Origin of the sequence: Neorhizobium petrolearium (assembly GCF_029854435.1) — a bacterium.
Lineage (GTDB): Bacteria > Pseudomonadota > Alphaproteobacteria > Rhizobiales > Rhizobiaceae > Neorhizobium > Neorhizobium petrolearium.
In genome coordinates this window covers 4,108,927-4,126,079 of record NZ_CP123000.1, presented here as the reverse complement: position 1 = coordinate 4,126,079, position 17,153 = coordinate 4,108,927, and the positions used below count along the sequence as shown (strand labels likewise).

Below are 17,153 nucleotides of genomic sequence, written 5' to 3'. Positions count from 1 at the left end.
GACGTTCAGCCGAAGGTGAAGGCGTAGGCTTCGACGCCGGGATCGAGGAAACGGATCTGGAAGTTCCGTGCCTCCACGTCGCCGGACTGGCGGACGAGCTGGTAGAGCCTGGTCGATGTCACCATGCCATTGCCGTTGGCATCGGTATCGGCACCGTGGTCGGCTCCGGGGGCCTTGCCGTCGATCTTCACCTGGAAGCGAACGGGCTTGCCGGAGAGCCCCGGCCCGAGAACCAGATGCAGGTCGCGGGCGCTGAAGCGGTAGGCTATGCTGCCGTCTGGCTGGCTAAGGGTCGCCTGCTCGGCGCCGACGATCCAGGTTCCGGAAAGGCCCCATTGGTTGAGGCCCGGTTCGACAATCGAATAGCTGGCTGCGGCATCGGCATGCAGGCTTTCCGGCGAAGCGAAGCTGGTGGCGCGCTTGTAGCCGAGATAGGTTTCGGCCGAGCGGATGTTCTTCAGGTCCGGGCTTGCCTCGGCGCCCTTCGCATCTGGCGTCACCGGTGCGCTCGCCGCCATATCGCTGCCGGCCTCGCGCAGCAGGTCCTGGATTGCCTGCTCGGTCTGGCGATAATTGCCTTCGCCGAAGTGGTGGTAGCGGATCTGCCCTTTGGCGTCGATCAGGTAATGGGCCGGCCAGTAACTGTTCTCGAAAGCGCGCCAGATCTTGTAGTCGTTGTCGATCGCCACCGGATAGCTGATCTTGAAGTCGCCGACCGCCTTTGTGACGTTGTCGATCTTTTTCTCGAAAGCGAATTCCGGGGCATGCACGCCGATCACGACAAGGCCCTGATCCTTGTACTTTTCAGCCCAGGCGCTGACGTAAGGCACGGTGCGGATGCAGTTGATGCAGGAATAGGTCCAGAAATCGACGAGTACGACCTCGCCCCGAAGTTGTTCGAGGTCAAGCTGCGGCGAGTTCAGCCATTCGACCGCGCCGTCCAACGAGGGCGCGCGGCCTTCGACGGGCAAGTCGCTGCGGAAAGGTCGCGACACGTCGGCGGCTGTGATCATCGTGCCATTGCTGGCGACTTCGGACGGCGCGCCGGAAGCTTGCTTTGCATGCAGCCGGTCGAGCACGGCCTGTTCGAAGGATGCGGTGCTGGCGTAGGAAAGCCGTGCCAGAAGGCCGGTATCCAGGCCGAGTGCGATGACCGAAACGCCGGCAAGCACGGCAGCCCCCAGGACCTGACGGATCCGTTCGCTGGCGCCGAGCGAGCGCTTCATACCTGCGAAAACTTTGCCTCCGACAAGCAGTGCGACGGCAAGCGAGGTAGCGGCGCCGGCGGCATAGGCAGTAAGCAGGAGGGTGGTTTGGAGATTGGCGCCCTGGAGTGCTGCGCCCGTCAGCACGAGACCGAGGATCGGCCCTGCACAGGGCGCCCAGAGCAGGCCAGTCGCAACGCCGAGCATCAGCGAGCTTGCCGCGGTTGGTGCGGAACCGGATTTGCCGGAAGCATTCAGCAGTCGGCTGCCCAAATCGACGAGCGGCTGGGTGACAGTAGCCGCTACGCGCGCCGAAAGCAGGCTGACGCCGAAAACGGAAAGGAGCAGCAGCGCCGCGAGGCGTCCGTATTCATTGGCATGGATCGCCCAGCTTCCGCCGACCGCCGCAAGCGTCGCAACGAGTGCGAACGTGGCAGCCATGCCGGCCAGCATGGGCAAGGTGCTGCGCAGGAAGGGTTGTCCGGCGCGGGCGAACACAAAGGGAAGGATCGGGAGGATGCAAGGGCTGAGGATGGTCAGCGCCCCTCCGAGATAGGCAATGATAAGAAGCGTCATCATCGTTTCCTTTGAAACCGGGGTTCGGGCTCTGGACGGCAATGCGGCGCGACCAGCAACGGGGCCAATCTGGTCGACGTGACGTATCCCGGATGTGTCCGGGGTGAAGGCGAAGTGTATCGACGTGTAGGAATTGCCCTTGGGTGCTACAGAGTGAGACAATTTGCCCAAGGAGGTGGGCGCGCGGCCCGCGCGATGGTGGTCGAATTGTATCAGCACGTATCCTGACGACCACGTGCTACATCCGCATGCAATAGCGGGTCGCATGGGACACACAGGGGATACATGCCGCCGGCTTTTTCTCGATCGTGTTCAACTGAGATCGGAGAGAAAACATGTCGAACGAAATCAATCATCAGCGCCGCCGCTTCTTCGGCATGGCCGCCATGACCATTGCTGCCGTTGAATTCGGCGTCACCTCTTTGGCGAAAGCGCAGTCCGCCGCGGCATCGGCATCGAAGCAATCCGCTACCAAGACCGGTGCGCAGACTTCTTTCGAAGCGCTGAAGCAGATCGAAGCCGGTGTGCTGAATGTCGGTTATGCCGAGGCCGGTCCGGCGGACGGCCCTGCCGTCCTGCTGGTGCATGGCTGGCCTTATGATATCTACAGTTTCGTCGATGTCGCACCGGTCCTCGCTTCGGCCGGTTATCGCGTCATCATCCCCTACCTTCGCGGTTACGGCACGACGCGCTTCCTGTCCAAGGATACACCGCGCAACGGTCAGCAATCGGCACTCGCCGCCGACATGATCGCGCTGATGGACGCACTCGGCATCGAGAAGGCGATCGTTGCCGGCTACGACTGGGGTGCACGCACTGTCAACATCATGGCGGCGCTCTGGCCGGAACGGTGCAAGGCCATGGTGTCGGTGAGCGGCTATCTGATTGGAAGCCAGGAAGGGAACAAGAAGCCGCTGCCGCCGGCGGCGGAGCTTTCCTGGTGGTACCAGTTCTATTTCGCAACCGAGCGAGGCCGTCTCGGTTACGGGGCGAATACGCGTGAATTTGCCAAGCTGATCTGGCGGACGGCATCGCCGACCTGGAAATTCGATGACGCGACCTTCGAGCGGTCGGCCGTCGCCTTCGACAATCCGGATCATGTCGCGATCTCCATTCATAACTATCGCTGGCGGCTGGGTCTTGCCGAGGGCGAGGGGCAATACGATGCCTACGAGGAAAAACTTGCCAAGGCTCCGGTCATCGCCATTCCCACGATCACGATGGAGGGCGATGCGAACGCCGCGCCCCATCCCGATCCGGCGGTCTATGCCAAGAAGTTTTCCGGCAAATACGAACACCGCACCATCACCGGCGGCATAGGCCACAACCTGCCGCAGGAGGCGCCGCAGGCCTTCGCCCAGGCGGTTCTCGACGTTGCGAAATTCTAGAAGACCGTTGGCTGCCGCGAGGACATTTCTCCGCTTCGCGGCGGCATTTTTCAGGGTTAGAAAAGAACAAAGCATACAGCCATAGCGGGCGAGGGATTTGAAGAGCTATCCATGGAGCATGTTGACCATATTCTGATCGTCGATGACGACCGCGAAATCCGCGAATTGTTGTCGTCCTATTTGAAGAAGAACGGCTTGCGGGCATCGATGGCCGCCGATGGCCGTCAGATGCGCAATTTTCTGGAAGCCAACGCCGTCGATCTGATCGTTCTCGATGTGATGATACCGGGTGATGACGGGCTCGTGCTCTGCCGCGAACTGCGCGCCGGCAAGCACAAGGCGATCCCGATCCTCATGCTGACGGCTCGCAGCGACGAAATGGATCGGATCATAGGCCTCGAGATGGGGGCCGACGACTATCTCGCCAAGCCCTTCGCCGCGCGCGAACTGCTGGCGCGCGTCAAGGCCGTGCTGCGGCGGACGCGCATGTTGCCGCCCAATCTCCAGATCAGCGAGGCCGGGCAGGTGCTGGCGTTCGGCGATTGGCGACTCGACACCATCGGCCGCCATCTTCTCGACCCGCAAGGCACGGAGATCGCTTTGAGTGGTGCAGAATACCGTCTGCTGCGGGTCTTTATCGACCATCCTCAGCGCGTTCTTAATCGAGACCAGCTTCTCAATCTGACTCAGGGCCGGGAAGCCGAGCTGTTCGATCGTTCCATCGATCTTCTGGTCAGCCGTTTGCGCCAGCGGCTCGGCGACGACGCGCGCGAACCGACCTACATCAAGACGGTGCGCAGCGAGGGGTATGTATTTTCGGTGCCTGTCGAGATATCGGAACCGCGGCCATGAAGGCCGGTGATCTGGTCCGCTCATTGCCATGGCCGAGCACGCTGCGCGCCCGCATCTTCGTCATCCTCTTTGTCGGGCTTGCGATTGCGTACGGTCTCTCTTTCAGCGTGCTCTATCTGGAGCGCTACATGTCGGCGAAGGCGGTGATGCTCGGCACGCTCGAGAATGACGTCGCCACGTCGATCGCTGTTCTCGACCGGCTGCCGGCGAACGAGAGAGGAAAGTTCACCAACTGGCTCAGTCGCGGCAACTACCGGTTCGTGCTGGGCGATGGGCTCAAGGGCGTCCCGGACGCATCGCCTCGGAGCGCCGAAATCGCCGCCAGGATCGAGGATGCGGTCGGTCATCGTTTTCCGCTGCGGGTTGAGGCCATTCCCGGTGATGTGATGCGGCTTCAGGCGCATCTGGCGCTCACCGACGGAAGCCCGCTGACGATCGATATCACGCCGCGCGGCGTCATGCCCGTTGCGGACTGGCTGCCTTACGTCTTCGCCCTGCAGATGGTGCTGCTCGTTCTGTGCGCCTGGTTCGCCGTCCGGCAGGCGATCCGGCCGCTGGGTGCGCTTGCGGATGCCGCTGATGCACTCGATCCGAACCGGCCGGGGCCGGCTCTCGGCGAAGCGGGACCACGCGAGGTCGCGCATGCGGCGCGCGCTTTCAACTCCATGCGCGAGCGTATCGCCCACTATCTCGAAGAGCGGGTGCAGATTCTCGCGGCGATTTCCCACGATCTCCAGACGCCCATTACCCGCATGCGACTGCGTGCGGACATGGCCGAAGATTCGCCGGAGAAGGACAAGCTCATCAACGACCTACGTGAGATCGAAAGACTGGTGCAGGATGGGATAGCCTATGCCCGCAGCTCCCACGGCAATGGCGAAAAGACAGCCCGCATCGATCTTGCCTCATTCATCGACAGCATCGTCTATGACTATCAGGACACCGGAAAAGCGGTCACCGTCCTCGGCATCGTCCAAGGCACGGCCTCGACCAAGCCGCATGCGCTGCGGCGTATCCTGACGAATTTCATCGACAATGCCCTGAAGTTTGCCGGTAGCGCCGAGGTCGGAGTCGAGAAAAAAGAGGACGGCAGCACCGTCATCACGGTGCTGGATCGCGGGCCGGGTATTCCGAAGGACATGCTGGATGCTGCGATGCAACCCTTTTTTCGGTTGGAGCAATCCCGCAGCCGCGAGACTGGTGGCGCGGGGCTTGGGCTTGCCATCACCCAGCAGCTCGCCGGGACCATCGGCGGTTCGGTCAAGCTCTACAATCGCTCCGGCGGGGGACTGGCGGCGGAAGTGACACTCCGCTGACGGACATTCGGCACCTTGTATGAGAAGATGTCCCTCCGGTCCGCTGCTATGCTTCGATACACTTCGGCCGTTCTGTGAAACATGCCGGATACGTCAATCCTTCAAATCACCTTTCGTCAACAAACGTCGCGGTGAGCGACAAACGAAGGAGTGTTCCATGACGAAGATCGAAAAGGTTCTCTACACCGGCAAGACCCACACGACCGGCGGGCGCGACGGCTTTGCGCGCAGCGACGATGCCGAACTCGACGTCAAACTGTCTCCTCCGGGCACAACCCAGCCGGGCACCAATCCCGAACAGCTCTTTGCAGCCGGCTGGTCGGCCTGCTTCATCGGTGCGATGGGGCTGGCTGCAGGCAAGCGCAAGCTCAGGCTTCCTGCCGATACGGCGGTCGACGCGGAAGTCGATCTCGGCACGACGGACGGCGCCTATTTCCTGCAAGCCCGCTTGAATGTCAGCTTGCCGGGCCTCGATGCGGAACTCGCCCGGGCGCTCGTCGGGGAAGCCCATGAGACCTGCCCGTATTCCAAGGCGACGCGCGGTAACATTCATGTCGAGTTGAATGTCGCTTGACCTTCGTGTCGCATCCAAGGAGCGTTCGATGAGGCGCATCATCCTTGTCGGCATGCTGGCGATGGCCATTTTTGCGGCGCCTTGCGCTTATGACGTGTTCTCACCGGAACCCTCGCCGCTCGCAGGTCTCGTGGCGATGTCGGCGATTTCCGGCAATTTACAGCGATAACCGCGGCCGCCACCGTTTGCGTAAAATGCGTCCGCAAACGGATATGATGCTGAACGAGGCGATATTGCAGATAGCCGCCTCGTTCGACCTTCTCATGGTTTGTCGCTGGGAATGGAGTTCATGGCCGCCTTGAAAATTGTCCAGCGGCTCTCAAAGAGCATCAGGCATTCGGCTTCGCTGAGGCTCTTCGACAGACCAAGACGCATCCGGTTGTTGGCGCCTTCAAGCAGATCGACGAGAACTCCACAAATCTCGGCAGCATTTCCCGGTGCGATCTCGCCCGCCTCCTGGGCGGAAGCGATCACGGCAACCAGCGGCTACGGGATCAAAAGCAGTTTACCAGTGGTCACGCGGCTTTCCATGTCGGCATGGGCGCGGGCCGCGTCGGCGAGGGGATAAGTTCCGCCGATGCTCACTTTGAGCGATCCGTCCTCGATCCAGCGGAAAAGCTGATGCGTACGGACCCGAAGGAGTTCGGGCGTGTGGATATGATCGAAGAAGGTCGCATAGCCGATCTTGATGCTTTTCGGCAGGCTCATGATGTCGAGCGGTCCCGGGCCGCCGAGCACCGGACCGTACCAGCAGAACGTACCGGAACGGCGTAGCGCCTCTAGCGAACCTTTGAAGGTCGCCGGACCTGAGCCATCATAAACGACATCGACACCCCTGCCGTCGGTGAGGCGCAAAACCTCATCGGCGAAGCGTCCTTGGGTATCGACGATGACGTGCTCGGCGCCCGCCTCTTTGGCGATTGCGATCTTGTCATCGGACGAAACGCGACCGATCACACGACCGCCTCTCAGCCTGATGATCTGGGTCAGCAGAAGGCCCACTCCGCCTGCCGCGGCGTGAATGAGAGCCGTGTCGCCTGGCTGCACAGGATAGAAATCGGTAGCGAAGTGGCTGGCCGTCAGCCCCTGCATCATCACAGACGCGGCTGTCCTGTCGTCAATGGCATCGGGAACCTTCACAAGGGACGTCGCCGGAATCGAGTGGTACTTCGCATAACTTCCCGGCGCATAGACCCAGGCGACGCGGTCGCCGGCCCCCAAATCGTTCACTCCTTCGCCGACGGTGAGCACACGGCCGACGCCCTCGACGCCCAGGACCTTTGGGTTCGGGATCTCGCCCCAGGCCATGCCTTGACGCACGCCGATATCCATGAAGTTCACGCCGGCGGCGGCGATCTCGACCAGAACATGCCCGGGTGCTGCTGCGGGCTCCGGACGATCGACAAATTCCATCACGTCGGTCCCGCCGACCTTGTTCATAACCACGGCTTTCATCGGATTTCCTTTCTTGATCGTTTATTCCAGAATTGTCCAAATTTTTTGCTTCAGGTGAGGGTCCGAAGCGCCAGCCCCGCGATGGAATGCAATTGCTCCCGGCTTGCGCCCCCGCGAGCTGCAATTCGAATTCCGGCAACGCTGGCGAAGAGGAAATCGGCTGCGGCGTCCGCGGATAATGAGGTGTCGACGTCACCTGCGGCCTGCGCTTGCCTGATGTGTTCGGTGGCGACTTTCTTGAGACGAAGATCGGCTGCGCGATGCAATGCTGTCAGTTCCGGCTGGCTCTGGCCGAACTCGCAGATCGAACTCACACCGAGACAGGCTTGGCCGGCATTCTCCACGACCCGCTCCATCATCGCCCGGATACCATCGAGGGCACGCGGTCCGCCGCGCACCATCGCGATATGGGCATCGGTCTCCGCGGCCGAATAGCGTTCCACGGCGAGGCAATAAAGCGTCCACTTGTCGCCGAACGTGTCATAGAGACTTTGCCTGCCGATCTTCATCGCGCGCACCAGCATTTCCGTCGACGTGCCCTCGAAGCCATGTTCGCGAAACACGTCGATTGCGGCGTCCAGTGCCTGATCTTTGTCGAATTCCTTGGTTCGCGCCATAGCCGGCATGTAGCTATATTGGAATGATCTGTCAAGAAACCATCGTCACCAGGCGCCTGTTCCTTATCGTTGAGGTATCATTGTTGCCTCCGTCGGGACAGGGCATGCGTCCGCCGCGGCGATGCCCGTCTTACTCGTGGCGTCGGGCCGTACAGGCAGGCGGGTCTGCTCCTTCCACCCTGCGACCGCCGCTTACCTAATCACCGCGCGAGGCTCGAGGAAGGCTTCGAGACCGAAGACTCCGAATTCGCGGCCGAAGCCGGATTGCTTGAAGCCGCCGAAGGGTGCAAGCGGCTCGTGCGGTGCGCCATTGATGATGACCCGCCCGGCTTCGATCTGATCCGCGACCCGTTTCGCCCGATCGGGATCGGAGGAAAAGACATGCGCCTGCAAACCGTAGTCGGTGTCATTGGCGATCCTGATCGCCTCGTCCTCGTCGCGATAGGAAATGACGGAGAGAACCGGCCCGAAGATTTCCTCGCGGGCGATGCGCATGTCGTTTCTGACACCGGCAAAGATTGTCGGCCGCACGAACCAGCCACGATCGAGACCTTCGGGGCGTCCTTCGCCACCAGTCAGCAGGATGGCGCCTTCTTCCTGGCCGAGGCGCAGATAGCTCTGGACGCGCTCCCACTGTTTGCGGCTGACCATCGGCCCGACACGGACTTCTCTGTCGGCGGGATCGCCGACCTTGAAGGCCATGGCCGCTCTCTTGAGGCGGGCTTCGATCTCGCCCTGCATAGGCTCGGGAACGAGGATGCGGGTTCCGGCGATACATGCCTGGCCGCTGTTCAGAAAGCCGGCGGAAAGAACTTGAGGTATCGCCACATCCAGATCGGCATCATCCAGAATGATGCTCGGGCTCTTGCCGCCGAGTTCCATGGTCACCCGTTTCATCGTCGCCGCTGCCGAGTGGACGATTGCCCGGCCGGTGGCGGTCGAGCCGGTAAACGTAACCTTGGAAACGTCACGATGCGCGGTCAGGGCTGACCCGACGACATTGCCGTAGCCGGTTACGATGTTGAGCACCCCTTTCGACAAGCCCGCCTGGTGCAAGCATTCAGTCACCACCTGCGTCTGGATCGCACTCATTTCCGAGGGCTTGATGACCATGGTTGCTCCCGCAGCGATTGCCGCCGAAAGCTTGCCGCAGATGAAGCTGTAGTTGCTGTTCCACGGTGTGATTGCCACGGCGACACCGGAGGGACGCATCTCCACCTCGGCGCGACCGATATGGCGCCGGAAATCGTAGCTCTCCAGCGTGTTCGCCATGTCGAGAAAGACGTTGCCTGCCCGCGGCGCTGCGAAATCAATGAATGTGGACGGTGCGCCATATTCCTCGCGCATGGCGTCGACAAGATCGCTTGCCCGCGCCGCGACCGCGGCATGTAGCCGCTTCAGCATGTCGATCCGCTCCGCCTTCGTCGTTGTGGAGAATGCCGGGAAAGCGCGCTTCGCCGCAGTCACGGCGCGTTCGGCATCTTGCGCGTCGGCGAGACGAACGGTGCCGATCTGCTCCTCGGTCGCCGGATTGAAGAGCGGCGCCCATTCCCGGCCGTGAGGTTCGACGAACGCCCCGTCGATATAGATCTTGTCGATTATACGCATTTCATTCTCCCATGTTGCCTTCACGGAAGAAATGGCGTGCGCTATCTGTTGTTTGTAGTAGGATAAAGTTTGACAGACTGATGAGCTATATCGAGCAATGAGGGCGAGCCTGATTGAACTTCAAGCGGTTGCCGCGGTGGCGCGCCATGGAGGTTTTCGTGCCGCCGCACGGGAACTCGGCATGTCGTCATCGGCCCTCAGCCATGCGATCGCCGCTCTGGAAGAACGTCTGTCGGTTCGCTTCTTCAATCGAACCACGCGCAGCGTCGCGCTGTCGGCAGCGGGCGAGCAGTTCCTCTTGGAGATCGCGCCGGCATTACGTTCAATCGAAAACGCGATCGAACACGCGGGCGAACACTCCGCTCGTCCTTCGGGCAGGCTTCGGCTCAACATGGCGCCCGGCGCTGCGCGAATGCTGCTTCAGCCCCTCATTCTCGAATATAACCACCGCTATCCGGAGGTCGATCTCGAGGTGGTAACCGAGAATGCGCTTGTCGACATTATCGGCAAGGGGTTCGATGCCGGTATCCGACTTGCCGAGTCGATCTCGCCCGACATGGTAGCCGTCCCGATTATCCCGACACTCCGTTCCCTCGTTGTCGCGTCACCCGAATATTTCGAGGAGCGGCCCAAGCCGGCCGTTCCGAGCGATCTGTTGCATCATCGCTGTATCCAGATGCGCATGACAAGCGGTCGGCTTTACCGCTGGGAGTTCGAACGGCGGGGCGAGGCGCAGATGGTCGATGTTCCGGGAAATCTCACGCTGGACGAGACCGGCCTGATTCTGGACGCGGCTCTTTCGGGTGCCGGCCTCGCTTATCTCGGCGAGCATTCCGTGGCCCTGCATATCGCCGCTGGTCGACTTGTGCCGGTGCTGGAAGACTGGTGCCCAGCTTACCCCGGGCTTCATCTCTACTATCCTCAAGGCCGACACATGCCCGCCAAGCTGCGCGCCTTCGTTGATCTCATCAACGAACAAAAGAGGAAATAGATGGGGCCGGCAGCGACTCGGTTCTTGGTCTTCGATTTTGCAGAAGTGCAAGGACGCGGGGTTAACAAGATCCCGAGGTCGGTTCCTCCAGTTTTTTGCGACTGGCGCTGCTCCAAAGCCTTATCGCATCGATATCTTCGTGTTGTTTGAACCACCAGTATTTCGCGCAAAGGTTCTCATCCAACAAAAATGATCGTTTTCGATCATTCCCTGCCAGCGAATATCTTTTCACGGTCATCGCCTTCAATTTCGGCCCTTCCGTCATGTGAATGTCATTCAAGGAAGATAGATATCGCTCACACGAATGAGCGATATGCGTCAATTTGGTGACATGGGGTAAGCCGGTGCTGACTCAAGCGGAAGATCGTCAGGCGAAAATCGTCGAGCTGTTGCGCGAACGGAACTTCGTCGACATTCGCACTCTGACGGAGCGCTTCGATATTTCGGTGGCGACCGTTCGCCGCGACCTGGGTGAGCTCGAGGAGGCCGGCCTTCTGCGCAGGACGCATGGCGGCGCCGTCAATCTCAACCAGGTTGCGCTCGATGTGACGAATGCCGCGCGTCTGGTCTGGAAACAGACGGAGAAAGCCGCCATCGCCGCGGTCGTTGCCGGAATGGTCGTCGATGGCGACACGGTGCTCCTCGATGCCGGCACCACCGCGCTGGAAGTCGCCAAGAAGCTAACCGGACGAAGCAGCCTCACGTTCATCTCGAACGGTCTCGACATCGTCGCCGAACTGACGCGTGTCGACGGGCAGAGCATCTATTCGGTCGGAGGCGAATATACCGAAACGAACCGGTCCTTCCGGGGACCGTTGGCGGAGCAGTTCATTCGCCAGTTCAATGTCGACAAGCTCATCCTCAACGCCGCGTCGATCGATGTCGATCGCGGATTGATCTGCACGGTCTCACCGGTGAACGCGAGTGTGGCTCGCGCCATGATCGAGGTGTCGAGGCGGGTGATCGTCGTGGCGGATCATTCCAAGTTCACAAAATCCAGCCTTTCAGTCGTCGCGAAGATCGAAGACGTCGGCGTCATCGTAACCGACTCCGGCACGAAATCCATCATCGATGCCGCGCCGGAGAAGCTGCGGAAGAAGTTCGTCATCGCGAACTAGGCAAATCCAAGTTTCCATCAACAGCATCTTCCAACCAGGAGAGAGCAGATGCTCAAGACCAACCGTAGAAAGTTCATGATCGGCGCAAGCGTCACGGCACTCGCCTCGACAGCGGGTGCCAGGTTCTCCTTCGCTGCCGAGCGCCGCGCGCTGAAAATCGGCGTCAACGGGATCCCGGTTACGCTGGAGCCGATCAACGCCATCAGCAATGTCGGCCCTCGCATCGTCAACCAGATTTTCGACACGCTCCTCGTGCGCGACTTTTTCGGCAAGGGCGCGCCGGGCAATGGCATTGATCTGATGCCTTCGCTGGCCGAAAGCTGGGAGCGGATCGACGACAAGTCGGTGCGTTTCAAGCTGCGCCAGAAGGTCATGTTCCACGATGGCGTCGAGATGACGGCAGACGATGTCGCCTACACCTTCTCCTCGGAACGGTTATGGGGTCCGGAAGCGATCAAGACGATCCCGCTCGGCGGTTCCTACTCGCTCGATTTCGACGAGCCCGTTGTCGAGGACAAGTACACCGTCGTACTGCGCACCAAGACTCCCACCCCTCTGACCGAATCCTACGTGGCATCCTGGATGGGACGCATCGTTCCCAAGGAATATTACAAGAAGCTCGGAACGGTTGCCTTTGGCAACAAGCCGATCGGCACGGGTCCATATAAGTTCGTGGAATTCGTCGCCAACGACCGTGTCGTCGTGGAAGCCAACGACGCCTATTGGGGGCTGAAGCCGACCGCATCGAAAATCACCTACCAGCTCGTTGCGGAGCCGGCTACGCGTGTCGCCGGACTGATCAGCCGCGAATACGATATCGTTACGACGCTGACGCCGGACGATATGGCGATGATCAACAGCTACCCTGACCTGGAGACGCGTGGAAATATCGTCGAAAACTTCCACATGTTCACCTTCAATATGAACCAGTCCGTCTTTCAGTCGAAGACCCTTCGTCGCGCACTGGCGCTTGCGGTCAATCGTCCGTTGATCGTCGAATCCCTCTGGAAGAACAAGGCGACGATCCCACACGGCTTCAACTTCCCGAACTATGGCAAGACCTTCGATCCGAACCGCCGCGCCATGGATTACAACGTCGAGGAAGCCAAGCGCCTGGTAAAGGAAAGCGGCTACGACGGCACGCCGATTACCTATCACACGATGGGCAACTATTATGCCAACGCCATTCCCGCCTTGATGATGATGATCGAGATGTGGAAGCAGATCGGCGTTACCGTGGTGCCGAAAGTCTATGCACCGGGCGGAGCACCGAAGGATCAGGACAGCTATATGCGCAACTGGTCCAACGGCCAGTGGATGACAGATGCCTGGGCCACGATGATCTGCGAATTCGGACCCAAAGGCCAGGTTCAGAAGCGGTGGGGCTGGAAGGCTCCGGCGGAATTCAACGAACTGTGCACGAAGGTATCGCAGATGCCTGACGGCAAGGAGCGTTTCGACGCCTTCAACCGCCTCCGCGACATCTTCGAAGAAGAAGCGCCGGCCGTGATCCTCTACCAGCCCTTCGATGTCTACGCGGCCCGCAAGGACGTTCACTGGAAGCCGATCAGCTTCGAGATGATGGAATTCCGCGACAACCTTACCTTCGGCTGAGCCTAACCTGTCGAACCGGCGGTGCGCATCCGTGCGCACCGCGCCTGGAGATTCGCCATGTCCAAACTCTTGACCGTTCGCGACCTCGTCGTCGAGGTCCCGGCGCGGAACATAAAAATCCTCGACGGCATCAGCTTCTCTCTGGAGGCAGGCCAGACGCTCGGTCTCGTCGGCGAATCCGGCTGCGGCAAGAGCGTGACCTGCTGTGCGGTGGCCAATATGCTTCCGCGCGGCATCGTTCGTAGCGGCGGCAGCGTGACCTTCGAACCCGGTGGCCCGAGCACCCGCAAGCCGGCTGTACCGAAAATCGCGATGATCTTTCAGGACCCGACCAGCAGCCTCAATCCCGTCCATACAATCGGCTATTATCTGGAATCGGCGCTCTACCGCCACCAGGGCCTGAAGGGCAGGGATGCCCGGATGGAGGCCATGCGACTTCTGGAGCGCGTCGGCATCGACCGCGCCAGGAGCCGGCTGCGTGCCTATCCGCACCAGTTCTCCGGCGGCATGAACCAGCGCGTCATGATTGCCCACGCGCTTGCAGCCAAGCCCCAGTTGCTGATTGCCGATGAGCCGACGACGGCGCTCGACGTTACCATGCAGGCCCAGATCCTGCATTTGCTGGAAGAGTTGAAGGCGGAAACCGGCATGTCGCTGATGATCGTATCGCACGATCTCGGTGTCATCGCCCGCCTCGCCGACAGGGCGGCCGTGATGTATTGCGGCAAGATCGTCGAGACCGCATCCGTCGCCGAACTGCTTGAGCGACCGTCGCACCCTTATGCGCGCGCGCTAATCGACTGCATGCCGAGCATCGATCCGGATGACCTCGCACCGCCGGTTCCGATTCCTGGCTCCGTCCCGCTTCTCGACAGCCTTCCGGAAGGGTGCCATTTCCACCCGCGCTGTTCGCGTGCGAGCGGCGAATGCTCCGCCCGCTTCCCGGCGCCCGCTAACATCGGCTTCGCCCACGAGGCCTCCTGTTACCATCCGGTGGCGGCATGAGCACTCCTCTTCTTCAAGCCAGCGGCCTGACCAAGGCATTCCGCCACAAGACCGGGCTCTTCGCACGGCCGACCACTCAGCTCGCGGTGAACTCGATCGGCTTTGAACTTGCAGTTCGTGAACGCATCGGCGTCGTTGGCGAATCCGGAAGCGGCAAGTCGACACTCGGCCGGCTTCTGCTCGGATTGACGGAGCCCACGCAGGGCGACGTGTGGTTTGAAGGCATCAACCACAAGCAGCGCCGCGCGCGGGACTGGAAAGAGTTTCGGGTTCGCACCTCCCTGGTGCAACAGAACCCGCTCTCCGCCCTCAACCCGCAGATGACCATCGGACAGCAGGTCGCGGAAGGACTTCTGGTCCATCGTATCGCTGGCCGGGCGGGCGCTTACGAACATGTCGCCGCAATGCTTGAGCGCGTCGGCCTGTCGAGCGCGATGATGACCCGTTATCCCCACCAGATGTCGGGTGGCCAGCGACAGCGTGTCGTGATTGCCCGAGCTCTGGTCCTCGACCCGAAACTGGTCGTCTTCGACGAGGCGGTATCCGCTCTCGACGTATCGGTTCAGGCCCAGGTCGTCGCGCTTCTACGATCGCTCTGGCAGGAGCTCGATCTCGCCTATGTCTTCATCACCCACGACCTGCGCATTGTTCGTCATCTCGTCGACCGCATCGCCGTCATGTATCTCGGCCGCGTCGTCGAGACCGGCGACATCAGATCCGTCTACGAATGGCCGCGCCATCCCTATACGCGGGCGCTCCTCGCCTCGGTCCCGACCATGGACTCGACAGTTCGCAATATCGAGCCGCCGATCAAGGGGGAACTCGACGCGTCGAAAATATCGCAGGGCTGCTCTTTCTGGTCACGCTGTCCCTTCGCGATCGACAGGTGCGCTATTGAAACACCCGAACTCCGTCCAATTCCAGCACATGGCGCCAGCCAGCATGCCGCATGTCATCGTGCCGAGGAATTCCCGCGATCGATAGCACCGCAAATCGACATGGTGACGGAGAGGGGGACGGCATCACAGAAGGAGATGGCACTGTGACGGCCTTTATCCTTGCTCGCCTGGTTCGAGCGATTGCGGTACTCGTGTTCACCGTCACGCTGGTCTTCATCGTTCTGCGCCTGAGCGGAGATCCCGCCCAGCAGATGCTATCCGACAATGCGGGTCCCGAAGCCCTGGCTGCCTTCAACGCCAAATGGGGCCTGGATCGGTCGATCCCCGAACAATATCTGTACTATGTCACCAACGTCCTTCGTGGCGATTTCGGGGTCTCGTTCGCGGACGGCCGCGAGGTTTTCACGGTCGTTAGCGAGCGTATTCCGAAAACCCTGATCGTAACGGTGTCGGCCTTCATCGTCAGCATGCTGATCGGCATACCTGCCGGAATCCTTGCGGCGATGCGCCGAGAGACCGCGCTCGACAAAGGCGTCATGGCCGGCGCTGTGCTGGGCTATAGCGTTCCCAACTTCCTGCTCGGCCTGACCTTCATCTTCGTCGTCGCCGTCTGGCTTCGGGTGCTGCCGAGTTCCGGCAGTTCGACCTGGAACCATGCAATCCTGCCCGTCGCGACTTTCGCCCTATTCAATGCAGCTGCGGTGGCGCGCTTCATGCGCTCGACCCTGATCGACGTGCTGGGCCAGCCCTATATCGCAGCCGCCCGCGCCGACGGCATTCCGCGCTGGGAGATCATTATCCGTCACGCGCTTCCGAACGCCGCGATCCCGATGGTGACCACGCTCGGCTTCGTTGCCGGTGGCCTGCTCGGCGGTTCTGCGCTCATCGAGCCCGTGTTCGCCTGGCCCGGCCTCGGCAGCGGTTTCGTGAATGCGACGAACACCGGCGACCTGCCCGTGGTACAGGCGATGATCGTGCTGTTCACAGCCTTCATGGTTGCCGTCAATCTGATCGTCGACGTCCTTTACGCGGTCCTCGATCCGAAAATCAGGAAGCATTGACATGGCGGTTGCGACATCATTCCGCTCGTTCAGGAGCATGGTGTGGACGCCGTTCCACCGCATGCCAGCCAGCATCGCCCTGTGCTGCGCATGGATCGCCATCGCGGTGATCATCGGCATTACGGCCCACTGGTCGGCACCTTACGACTATACGCATCAGGATCCTCTGGCACGGTTCGCGCGCCCATTCATATCTGCCGCGCATCTGCTCGGGACCGACTATCTGGGGCGGGATGTGGTCAGCAACCTGCTGGTCGCCACCCAGACGACCTTGATGATCGCGCTGGTGGGATCGGTGATCTGCGCGTTGATCGGAATAAGCCTCGGCCTGCTCTCCGCCCATTTCGGCGGCTGGGTGGACAACGCCATCATGGGCTTCGCCGATGCGATGGCGGCGGTGCCTTTCATCATCGTCGCCCTCAGCGTGCTCGCCCTGTTCGGAACCAGCCCGCTGCTGTTTGTCTTTCTCGTCGGTTTCGCGAGCTGGGAACGTTATGCGCGATTGACGCGCGGCCTGGTCATCAGCGCCAAGGAAGAGGGCTATGCGGAAGCGGCCCGCATTGTCGGCGTCCCGTCGATGCGCATTTACCTCCGTCACATGCTGCCGAACATCGCCGGCCCGCTCATCGTGCAGTTCACCGTGAACTTCCCTGAAATCATCCTGCTGGAAAGCGGCTTGAGTTTCCTTGGGCTCGGCATCCAGCCGCCGGAAACAAGCCTGGGACTGATGGTGGCCGACGGCCGGAACTATCTGGCGATCGCCTGGTGGCTCGCAGCTTTCCCCGGTGCGGTCATCGTCCTCACGACCCTCTCCATCAGTCTGCTCGGGGACTACCTGCGCGATCGCCTCGATGCGCGGCTCCGCTAACGAAAA

17 protein-coding genes are annotated in these 17,153 nt (G+C 61.0%); 12 read left to right on the top strand and 5 right to left on the bottom strand.

Annotated features, from left to right (window positions below; all coding sequences use genetic code 11):
- Positions 1-5: 5 nt before the first annotated feature.
- Positions 6-1,781, bottom strand: coding sequence for a cytochrome c biogenesis protein DipZ (locus QEO92_RS20055; protein ID WP_227704196.1), 1,776 nt, complete (start codon positions 1,779-1,781; stop codon positions 6-8).
- 335 nt (positions 1,782-2,116) lie between these two features.
- Between QEO92_RS20055 and QEO92_RS20050 the strand changes: the two genes are divergently transcribed.
- The 5 genes from QEO92_RS20050 (at position 2,117) to QEO92_RS20030 (ending at position 6,080) form a co-directional block, all read left to right on the top strand.
- Positions 2,117-3,169: an alpha/beta fold hydrolase gene (locus QEO92_RS20050; protein WP_037153581.1), complete on the top strand. Its 1,053-nt coding sequence runs from the start codon at positions 2,117-2,119 to the stop codon at positions 3,167-3,169.
- 111 nt (positions 3,170-3,280) lie between these two features.
- Entirely contained in the window at positions 3,281-4,021 is a 741-nt protein-coding gene (locus QEO92_RS20045; RefSeq protein ID WP_037153578.1) for a response regulator, read from the top strand.
- A complete protein-coding gene (locus QEO92_RS20040; RefSeq protein WP_037153567.1) occupies positions 4,018-5,337 on the top strand; it encodes an ATP-binding protein in 1,320 nt (439 codons plus the stop codon). The genes QEO92_RS20045 and QEO92_RS20040 overlap by 4 nt, the downstream gene beginning before the upstream one ends.
- A 157-nt stretch (positions 5,338-5,494) precedes the next feature.
- Complete coding sequence (locus QEO92_RS20035; RefSeq protein WP_037153564.1) at positions 5,495-5,911, top strand: organic hydroperoxide resistance protein; 417 nt, start codon at positions 5,495-5,497, stop codon at positions 5,909-5,911.
- Between the two features lie 28 nt (positions 5,912-5,939).
- Positions 5,940-6,080 carry a hypothetical protein gene (locus QEO92_RS20030; RefSeq protein WP_200883973.1) on the top strand — a complete coding sequence of 47 codons (141 nt, stop codon included), beginning with the start codon at positions 5,940-5,942 and terminating at the stop codon, positions 6,078-6,080.
- Positions 6,081-6,172: 92 nt separating this feature from the next.
- On the opposite strand, the gene QEO92_RS20025 is transcribed toward QEO92_RS20030, so the two are convergent.
- The 4 genes from QEO92_RS20025 to QEO92_RS20010 form a co-directional block, all read right to left on the bottom strand.
- A complete protein-coding gene (locus tag QEO92_RS20025) occupies positions 6,173-6,385 on the bottom strand; it encodes a hypothetical protein (RefSeq protein WP_052182961.1) in 213 nt (70 codons plus the stop codon).
- A 12-nt stretch (positions 6,386-6,397) separates the two neighbouring features.
- The gene (locus QEO92_RS20020; RefSeq protein WP_227704195.1) at positions 6,398-7,366 is read right to left on the bottom strand and encodes a quinone oxidoreductase family protein; all 969 of its coding nucleotides are present in this window, start codon (positions 7,364-7,366) and stop codon (positions 6,398-6,400) included.
- Between the two features lie 50 nt (positions 7,367-7,416).
- Complete coding sequence (locus tag QEO92_RS20015; protein WP_037153548.1) at positions 7,417-7,983, bottom strand: TetR/AcrR family transcriptional regulator; 567 nt, start codon at positions 7,981-7,983, stop codon at positions 7,417-7,419.
- Between the two features lie 192 nt (positions 7,984-8,175).
- Complete coding sequence (locus tag QEO92_RS20010; RefSeq protein ID WP_227704194.1) at positions 8,176-9,591, bottom strand: aldehyde dehydrogenase family protein; 1,416 nt, start codon at positions 9,589-9,591, stop codon at positions 8,176-8,178.
- A 97-nt stretch (positions 9,592-9,688) separates the two neighbouring features.
- Here QEO92_RS20010 and QEO92_RS20005 point away from each other — a divergent pair, with 97 nt between their 5' ends.
- The 7 genes from QEO92_RS20005 to QEO92_RS19975 all read left to right on the top strand — a co-directional run bounded on the left by QEO92_RS20005 (position 9,689) and on the right by QEO92_RS19975 (position 17,147).
- Entirely contained in the window at positions 9,689-10,582 is an 894-nt protein-coding gene (locus QEO92_RS20005) for a LysR family transcriptional regulator (RefSeq protein WP_037153540.1), read from the top strand.
- Positions 10,583-10,926: 344 nt separating this feature from the next.
- Positions 10,927-11,700, top strand: coding sequence for a DeoR/GlpR family DNA-binding transcription regulator (locus QEO92_RS20000; protein WP_227704193.1), 774 nt, complete (start codon positions 10,927-10,929; stop codon positions 11,698-11,700).
- A 48-nt stretch (positions 11,701-11,748) separates the two neighbouring features.
- The gene (locus QEO92_RS19995; protein WP_037153537.1) at positions 11,749-13,314 is read left to right on the top strand and encodes an ABC transporter substrate-binding protein; all 1,566 of its coding nucleotides are present in this window, start codon (positions 11,749-11,751) and stop codon (positions 13,312-13,314) included.
- Positions 13,315-13,371: 57 nt separating this feature from the next.
- Positions 13,372-14,319, top strand: a complete 948-nt coding sequence (locus tag QEO92_RS19990; protein WP_037153525.1) for an ABC transporter ATP-binding protein — start codon at positions 13,372-13,374, stop codon at positions 14,317-14,319.
- The gene (locus tag QEO92_RS19985) at positions 14,316-15,365 is read left to right on the top strand and encodes an oligopeptide/dipeptide ABC transporter ATP-binding protein (protein WP_037153523.1); all 1,050 of its coding nucleotides are present in this window, start codon (positions 14,316-14,318) and stop codon (positions 15,363-15,365) included. The genes QEO92_RS19990 and QEO92_RS19985 overlap by 4 nt, the downstream gene beginning before the upstream one ends.
- Positions 15,362-16,279 carry an ABC transporter permease gene (locus QEO92_RS19980; RefSeq protein ID WP_227704192.1) on the top strand — a complete coding sequence of 306 codons (918 nt, stop codon included), beginning with the start codon at positions 15,362-15,364 and terminating at the stop codon, positions 16,277-16,279. Before QEO92_RS19985 ends, QEO92_RS19980 begins: the two co-directional genes overlap by 4 nt.
- 1 nt (position 16,280) lies before the next feature.
- Positions 16,281-17,147 (top strand): ABC transporter permease, encoded by an 867-nt coding sequence (locus tag QEO92_RS19975; RefSeq protein ID WP_037153520.1) that lies wholly within the window; start codon positions 16,281-16,283, stop codon positions 17,145-17,147.
- The last annotated feature ends 6 nt before the right edge of the window (positions 17,148-17,153 follow it).